The organism is Nesterenkonia ebinurensis, assembly GCF_008711175.1.
Taxonomy (GTDB): domain Bacteria; phylum Actinomycetota; class Actinomycetes; order Actinomycetales; family Micrococcaceae; genus Nesterenkonia; species Nesterenkonia ebinurensis.
On record NZ_VWNF01000009.1, the window covers coordinates 35,855 to 43,250 of the forward strand.

Annotated in this window: 7 protein-coding genes; 5 read left to right on the top strand and 2 right to left on the bottom strand. The window is 57.5% G+C overall.

All coding sequences use genetic code 11. The features are described 5' to 3' along the window. Positions 1-17 precede the first annotated feature (17 nt). The 3 genes from F0311_RS03610 to F0311_RS03620 all read left to right on the top strand — a co-directional run bounded on the left by F0311_RS03610 (position 18) and on the right by F0311_RS03620 (position 3,291). Complete coding sequence (locus tag F0311_RS03610) at positions 18-1,010, top strand: tripartite tricarboxylate transporter substrate binding protein (RefSeq protein ID WP_150460596.1); 993 nt, start codon at positions 18-20, stop codon at positions 1,008-1,010. A 43-nt stretch (positions 1,011-1,053) separates the two neighbouring features. Then, positions 1,054-1,605 (top strand): tripartite tricarboxylate transporter TctB family protein, encoded by a 552-nt coding sequence (locus F0311_RS18955; RefSeq protein WP_150460597.1) that lies wholly within the window; start codon positions 1,054-1,056, stop codon positions 1,603-1,605. Between the two features lie 144 nt (positions 1,606-1,749). Beyond that, positions 1,750-3,291, top strand: a complete 1,542-nt coding sequence (locus F0311_RS03620) for a tripartite tricarboxylate transporter permease (protein WP_150460598.1) — start codon at positions 1,750-1,752, stop codon at positions 3,289-3,291. A 58-nt stretch (positions 3,292-3,349) separates the two neighbouring features. Here the strand turns inward: F0311_RS03620 and F0311_RS03625 are convergent, their stop codons facing one another. Next, positions 3,350-4,240, bottom strand: a complete 891-nt coding sequence (locus F0311_RS03625) for a LysR family transcriptional regulator (RefSeq protein WP_150460599.1) — start codon at positions 4,238-4,240, stop codon at positions 3,350-3,352. Between the two features lie 40 nt (positions 4,241-4,280). Beyond that, positions 4,281-5,336 carry a phenylalanine--tRNA ligase subunit alpha gene (gene pheS / locus F0311_RS03630; RefSeq protein WP_150460600.1) on the bottom strand — a complete coding sequence of 352 codons (1,056 nt, stop codon included), beginning with the start codon at positions 5,334-5,336 and terminating at the stop codon, positions 4,281-4,283. Positions 5,337-5,515: 179 nt separating this feature from the next. On the opposite strand from pheS, the gene F0311_RS03635 reads away from it, so the two are divergent. Together F0311_RS03635 and F0311_RS03640 are read left to right on the top strand one after the other, a co-directional pair. Then, positions 5,516-6,895 carry an FAD-binding oxidoreductase gene (locus tag F0311_RS03635; protein WP_150460601.1) on the top strand — a complete coding sequence of 460 codons (1,380 nt, stop codon included), beginning with the start codon at positions 5,516-5,518 and terminating at the stop codon, positions 6,893-6,895. A 14-nt stretch (positions 6,896-6,909) separates the two neighbouring features. After that, on the top strand, positions 6,910-7,326 hold the full coding sequence (locus tag F0311_RS03640; RefSeq protein ID WP_191089718.1) for a GlcG/HbpS family heme-binding protein: 417 nt from the start codon (positions 6,910-6,912) through the stop codon (positions 7,324-7,326). Positions 7,327-7,396: the final 70 nt, after the last annotated feature.

Genomic DNA, 7,396 nt, shown 5'->3' on the forward strand with positions numbered 1-7,396 from the left:
GTAGAAGGACCAATGCGATGAAATCGAGAATGATCAACAGCCGATTCACTACTGCTTGTGGATTACTTACTGTCACCTCGCTCACCCTCACGGCGTGCGCCGACGCAGAAGAAGACACAATTGACTACCCAACGGGCCCCATCGATGTAATTGTCCCCCTTGCAGCGGGGGGTGGCGTCGACGTAACTGGCCGAATCCTAACTATGCACGCCGAAGATCACATAGATACCAACTTTGTCGTTCAGAACATAACCGGAGGGGGTGGATCCACGGGTCTAACGGAAGCTGTTCGCGCCCAACCAGATGGCTACACCCTGGCGTTCGGAGCCTCATCTATCCTTGGGCCCCGACACTTGGAAGGAGACGAGAGCGTTCCATACGGCGTCGATACCTGGGAGCCGATCATTAATGTGGTCAACGATCCCAGTCTCTTGGTAGTTCGAACAGGCAGCGACCTGGACCTCCCATTCGATGAACTAGTTGAACACTTACAGGACAATCCCGGGAACTACGTTGCGGGCGTTGGGGGGCACTGGGTTACGTCAGATATTGGACGTGCCCAGTTTGAACTGCACACCGAAACCGAACTCAACCGAGTAGGCTTCGATGGAGGGAATGGGTCAGTCGTCGCTCTCTTGGGTGGTGATGCTGACCTGATCTTCCCCTTCTACGTCGAAATCGCCGAACTCATTGATGAAGGAGAAGTCGTACCCATTGCTGTCATGACCGATGAGCGCATGGAGCAGCTCCCGGACGTCCCAACGATGAGCGAACTAGGTTACGACTTTACTAACGGCACCTTTCGCGGCCTCCTGGCTCCCGCAGGCACGGATCCCGAGATCGTCGAGATTCTCATTCAAGCATTCGAAGACACAACGAACGACCCTGCGTGGATCGAGGCCATGGAGGATGCCGAGATCTCAATTGACGTCAGTGTCGGGGATGACTTCAGATCACTTATGGAGGAGCAAGCTCAACAGTTCGAAGAACTTAGTGAAGAGCTAAACTAAGGTTAGGAGCCAGTTACCTCAAAGGCGAGGGGACATAGGAACCATGAAACAGCTAATCGCCCGTGCACGCGTGCCATTGGGCAAAACAACCAGTGGCTACACCCGCAAGAAAATAGTAGATGCCTGCTCCGCACTTGGCGTCCTTGGACTAGTCATGGTTGTGTGGAATCTCTCTGCGCCCCTAAGTTCTGGAGCCCAGATTATGCCTCGAGTGCTGGCCTTGCTGATGGCAGCGTGTGCTCTGGCTCTGGTTCTAACAACGATGGTCCAATTGATCCGAAGACGACATCGGGCGCCTACGTCAACTAGCACCAACGACGTCTCGGAGGACTCAACTTCGAATGAAGTCTCTGGCCAGAGTGCACAACTCTTCAGCGACGCCATCCTCTTGGTTATATTCACGTTCTATGTGATTTTGTTTGTGCATACTGGTCTTGTAGTAGCCTCTATAGCTCTTTTCTCTTCTTGCATTCTCTTGATAAGCGGAGTTAAGCACAGAGTCCTGTCAATTCTTGGGTCCTCCATATTCGCATGGGTTGTCTACTACGTAGCCACAAATATGCTTCACCTCCGCCTTCCCAACCCGCTTTTCTGAAGACTCTCACGAGCAGACTCAGCGCAACAGGAAGATTGAGAGCAATCACCAGTTGAAGGACAACCATAAAATGACCACACAATCATACCTACAGACCTCAAAGATCACCGTGATCCATCCAGTTGCCAGAGCAGCTGATACTTCATGATTCCCGAACTCACTGAAGGATTAGTGGGCGCCCTAGCACCCATGAATCTAGCTGCCATGTTCATTGGCGTGGCGCTAGGAATCACGATCGGAGTCATCCCCGGCCTCGGGCCGGCAATGGCCATCGCCGTCCTAGTGCCAGTAACATTCGGCATGGATCCGGCCACCGGCATGCTCCTACTTATGGGCGTATTTGCCGGTGGCGGCTATGGTGGAGCAATCTCAGCTGTACTGCTCCGAATTCCAGGGACAGCCGGCTCAGTCGCAACCATGTGGGATGGATACCCGATGGCACAGCAAGGTCAGGCGCTTCGGGCCATCCGCGTCGCTATCATCGCTTCCTCGTTGGGTGGCACTATCGGTGCCCTCATATTGATGTTTCTAACCCCATTCCTCGGTGGAATCGCATTGAGCTTCGGTCCTCCAGAGTTTGTTGCGCTTGCCATACTCGGCCTGACAGTCATAGTTGCCCTCGAATCCTCCTCCCTGTTGAAGGGTGCCATTGCCGCGCTCGCTGGACTACTCGTCGCGACCGTGGGGCGAGACACAGTCACAGGGGAGCCGCGTTTCACTTTCGGCGCGCTAGAACTCTACGCCGGTGTGAATGAGATCGCTGCGCTTATAGGGCTTTTTGCCCTCCCCGAGCTCATTAGGCTTGCTTCTGGCCGTGTTACCCAGATACGCGCAAGGCACCGGAAGGCAGACAAGGAGTCCGGCCGGCTCAACATCCGCGAACAGGCTCGCCTGCTGCCAGCCTTGGGAATCGGCAGCGCCACTGGCTCCTTTATCGGAGTCCTCCCAGGAGCGGGAGGCACGATCGCCTCATTCGTAGCGTACAGTTTAACTCGGTCCCGTTCTCGACAACCCGAGACCTTCGGCCGCGGGAACCCAGAGGGCATCGCTGCTTCCGAGAGCGCAACGAACAGCAGCCAGGCCACGTCGCTGGTCCCTCTGTTCACCCTGGGTGTTCCCGGTAGCGCAGCGGCAGCTGTTTTCCTGGGTGCTATAACAATCCATGGCATGCGTCCAGGCCCATCCCTCTTCCGTGACAATGCCGATATAATATGGATTTTCCTAGTAGGAACGCTTCTAATTCAGCCAATTCTTTATCTAATAGCACGAGCGGGAGGATCTCTGTTCGTAGCAGCAGCAGGAATCAAGGCAGGTATACTTGTGCCAGCTATATTCATGTTTTGTGTAGTGGGATCATTTGGTATATCAAATAATGTATTTGAAGTCTATATAATGCTAGGTTTTGGCATACTCGGTTACATAATGATGCGTACAGGATTTTCGAGAGCTGCGTTTATTCTAGGTTTGATTCTTGGTCCAATTCTGGATGCAAATCTATCCCGATCTTTATCGATATCTCAGGGAGACACACTGATCCTCATTCAGAGTCCTGTTGCAATTGGAGTTTACATTCTTGCTCTGCTATCTCTCATATACCCAATGGTTAGTTCCCGACTCGCACAGCGTCGCATCGTCACTAATCAATATGCAAAGTCAAATAACGATAATTTAAAAATTATAAAATAATAATTGTCGACCGAAAAGTAACACATAATCTAATGTTTTACTGTCTAAGAGTGCAGCGTTACCCAATAATGCAAGCCGCCTGGTTCTTTGTTGATGCTACCAGTGACGCAATCGCATCACTGTAGTGCTCCTTGCGATAGACAATCTGAAGCGGTATATCAAGTTTGTATCCCGTGGCGACTGCCCTTATATCACTTCGTTCTTCGTCTATGAAGAGGCGTGGATGCATGGCTATGCCAACTCCGGCACTGACGAGTGCGACTTGAGAATATATGTCTCCAGCTTCAACTACCTCTATCGGGTTCCAATAGTACGTTGAGAAGCTCGATAGAATTCTGTCGTAGAATTCGGGATTCCGCTTCCGGGGTGTCATGATGAGCGGCCAGTCCTGAAAATCTCCAATGTCGAAGCTCTCATTATCCCCTGCCAACTGATTCGATATTGCTAAGTGAAGTGGCTCATTAGCGAGAGGCTCAGATTGGAATCCCTCAGGCGGTTTCCTTGTTCGCAGTATTCCAAGATCAAGGTGTCCACCCCGAAGTGCGCGGACCTGAGCGTGCGACACCATAGCTTGCAGATTCACTCGCACTCGAGGAAACTTTTGGAGAGTATCTTGGAGAGCTCGCGGAACTAGCGCCCGCATTGCCGGATAAACTGCTCCTACACGTAGTTGAGCGAGTCGTCCAGTGCCGATCGCACGAAGCTCAGTCTCGAGGTGCTCAGACTCGCTCAGCAGGGCTTCCCCACGTTCTAATAGCAGGCGCCCAGCTTCTGTCAAGTGACTAGATCTTGTTGTTCTGACTATGAGAGTAGTGCCTAAGGCTTTCTCAATCCTCTTGACAGTTTCACTGAGTGTAGGCTGCGAGATGTGCAGTCGGTTAGCCGCACGTCGAAAGTTCAGTTCTTCGGCCAGTACTACATACTGCCCTATATCTTTTAACGTTAGCATCCCCGTCTCCGTTCTTCTGACAGTACATCCAGTTCTAGAGCTAGACCTCCTGCCCGAATCGGTGGCTGAACCGGATATCGCCTTCGATCATGTCGCGCATATCGGGCACGCCGTTGCGGAACATCAAGGTGCGCTCCACGCCCATGCCGAAGGCGAACCCGGTGTACTCCGGGTCCTTGATCCCGGCGGCGGCGAGCACATTGGGGTTGACCATGCCGCAGCCTCCCCACTCGACCCACCGGGGTCCGCCCTGGGCGCCCGGATCCCAGACATCCATCTCGGCACCGGGCTCGGTGAACGGGAAATAGCTCGGGCGCAGCCGGATAGCGGCCTCGGGCCCGAACATCGCCCGGGCGAAGTGCTCCAGGGTGCCCTTCAGGTCAGCCATGGTCAGGCCCTTGTCCACAGCCAAGCCCTCGAACTGGTGGAAGACCGGGGTGTGCGTGGCGTCCAGCTCATCGGTGCGGAAAGTCTTGCCGGGGCAGAGCACGTAGACCGGCAGCTCACGCTCCAACAGGGAGCGGACCTGCACCGGGGAGGTATGGGTGCGCAGCACCAGGTGGGATTCCCGGGGCTCCACATAGAAGGTGTCCTGCATTTCCCGAGCCGGATGGTCGGGGTCGAAGTTCAGCGCATCGAAGTTGAACCACTCAGACTCCAGCTCAGGCCCCTCGGCGATCTCCCACCCCATGGCGGTGAACACATCGGCCACCCGCTCCTGCAGCACATTCAGCGGGTGCCGAGCACCCAGGGGACGACGCCGCGGGGCAGCGGTGACGTCCACCGTCTCCTCCACCAGCACCCGGGCGGCGTGTTCAGCCTCCAGCACCTCGGTACGGGCGGCCAGGCCTTGAAGGATCCGGCCGCGGGCGGTGCCCAGCAGCTTGCCGGCCTCCTTCTTCTGGTCCTTCTCCAGGTCCTTGATCTGCCGGTTGGCCAGCACTATGGGGGCCTTGTCCCCAGTGTGGGCAAGACGGGCCGCTTTGAGCTGCGCCAGGTCGTCGGCGGCGTCGAAATCTGCCAGGGCTGCCGCAACAGCCTGTTCAACGGCGGCCTCATCAAGCGGGTGCGGTGTCTCGGCGTGCGTAGTGGCCATGCTGCTCCGTGGTCGGTGATCTTCAGATGCGGGCGAATTGATCCTGGCACAGTTTATGCCTTCGGAGTCCGCAATGCAGACTCGATGACACAGTGAGCAGACTCACGATGCTACGTTGCTGGAAACACCTGGTCACGGCAGCAGCACTGCCGCAAGACGTCTGAGCAAGGAGGCTTCGTATGTCCATTGACGCACTCATCAGCGCCCTTCCCGAAGGGCGGGTGGTCACTGATCCCGCCACCATAGAGAACTATCGGTGGGACCGGGCCAATGACCCCGATGCCGGCACTCCCGCCGCAGTGGTGCGGGCCGAATCCACCGAGGAGGTCCAGACCACGGTGCGCTTCGCCGCTGAGCACAGCATCCCTGTCATCCCGCGCGGGGCAGGTTCCGGACTCTCCGGGGGCTCCACCGCGGTGACCGACGGGATTGTGCTGTCGCTAGAAAGGATGCGGGATATTCAAGTCGACCCGCTGACCCGCACCGCCGTGGTCCAGCCGGGGGCTTTCAACGCGGAGGTCAAAGCTGCTGCCGGGGAGCACGGTCTCTGGTACCCGCCGGATCCCTCTAGCTTCGAGTTCTGTTCAATCGGCGGAAATATCGCCACCAATGCCGGAGGCCTGTGCTGCGTGAAGTATGGGGTGACCACCGATTATGTGCTGGGGCTGAAGGTGGTGCTGGCCGACGGCCGTGCCGTACAGCTGGGCGGTCCCACACTGAAGGATGTGGCCGGCCTAGACCTGACCAAACTGTTCATCGGCTCCGAGGGGACTCTGGGCATCATCACCGAGATCACCCTGCGGCTGATTCCGGCCCAGCGGCCGCCGACCACCCTGGTGGCCACCTTCAAGACCTTGGATGACTCCACCAACGCAATCCTGACCATCTCATCCAAGATGCGGCCCTCCATGCTGGAGTTCATGGACAAGCCGACCATCAACGCGGTGGAGGACGCCACCAAGATGGGCCTGGACCGCGACGCCGAGGCGATGTTGGTCATCCAGTCCGATGAGCCGGCCGAGTTCGCCACCAAGGAGATCGAGCAGATCGAGGCGCTGTGCAATGAGAACAACGCCGATGAGGTCTTCTACACCGCTGATCCGGAAGAGGGCGAGGCCTTTGTGGTCGCCCGCCGGATGGCCATTCCTGCAGTGGAGCAGAAGGGGTCACTGTTACTGGAGGACGTCGGCGTGCCGCTGCCCCGGCTGGGCGATCTGGTGCGTGGGATCGCCAAGATCGCTGCCGCTCATGAGATTGTGATTGCAGTGATTGCTCATGCTGGTGACGGCAACACCCACCCGCTGCTGGTGTTTGACCCCGCTGATGAGGACCAGAAGCAGCGGGCGCACACCGCCTACGGCAAGGTGATGGACCTGGCCATTGAACTGGGCGGCACCATCACCGGTGAGCACGGGGTGGGCCGTCTGAAGCGGCCCTGGCTCTCCGACTACATCGGCCCCGACGCCCTGGAGCTGAACCAGCGGATCAAACGCGCCTTGGACCCTGCCAATATTTTCAACCCGGGCGCTGTGCTGGATCCGGCCGCCCTGACATCCTGATATGAGGAGTGAATGTGTCTGTCTACACCAACATCCCCGCCATCACCTACGCCAAGGCCGCTGAGGCGGTGGCCAAATCCATCGAGATCGGCGCCGAGCACGGGCTGAAGGTCTGCGCTGCTGTAGTGGATCCTGCCCTGCAGCTGGTGGCCTACGGCCGGGCCGACGGGATGACCCCGCACTCGGTGGAGACCTCCCGACGAAAAGCCAATACCGCGGCCTCCACCCGGAAGCCCTCGGCCGCGATCAACCCGGACCTGGCCACCGCCATGGAGAACGGCACCGGTGGGCTGCTGACCCGCATCCCAGGCGGAGTGCCGTTAGTATTCGATGGTGTACTGGTCGGCGGCCTCGGCGTGGCCGGCGGCCCGCCCGCAGAGGATGCCAAGGTGGCTGCAGCAGTGCTGGAGGCGCTGGGCGCGGAGAGGTGAGGAGGTTGATGATGAGGATTGTGGTGTTGGTTAAGGAGGTGCCGGATTCCTACGGGGAGCGCAGGCTGAA

Bases quoted from the DNA above. Each gene is read 5' to 3' on its own strand.
- pheS (WP_150460600.1), bottom strand. From the start codon at position 5,336: ATGGCCACTACGCACGCCGAGACACCGCACCCGCTTGATGAGGCCGCC.
- F0311_RS03610 (WP_150460596.1), top strand. From the start codon at position 18: ATGAAATCGAGAATGATCAACAGCCGATTCACTACTGCTTGTGGATTA.
- F0311_RS18955 (WP_150460597.1), top strand. From the start codon at position 1,054: ATGAAACAGCTAATCGCCCGTGCACGCGTGCCATTGGGCAAAACAACC.
- F0311_RS03625 (WP_150460599.1), bottom strand. From the start codon at position 4,240: ATGCTAACGTTAAAAGATATAGGGCAGTATGTAGTACTGGCCGAAGAA.
- F0311_RS03635 (WP_150460601.1), top strand. From the start codon at position 5,516: ATGTCCATTGACGCACTCATCAGCGCCCTTCCCGAAGGGCGGGTGGTC.
- F0311_RS03620 (WP_150460598.1), top strand. From the start codon at position 1,750: ATGATTCCCGAACTCACTGAAGGATTAGTGGGCGCCCTAGCACCCATG.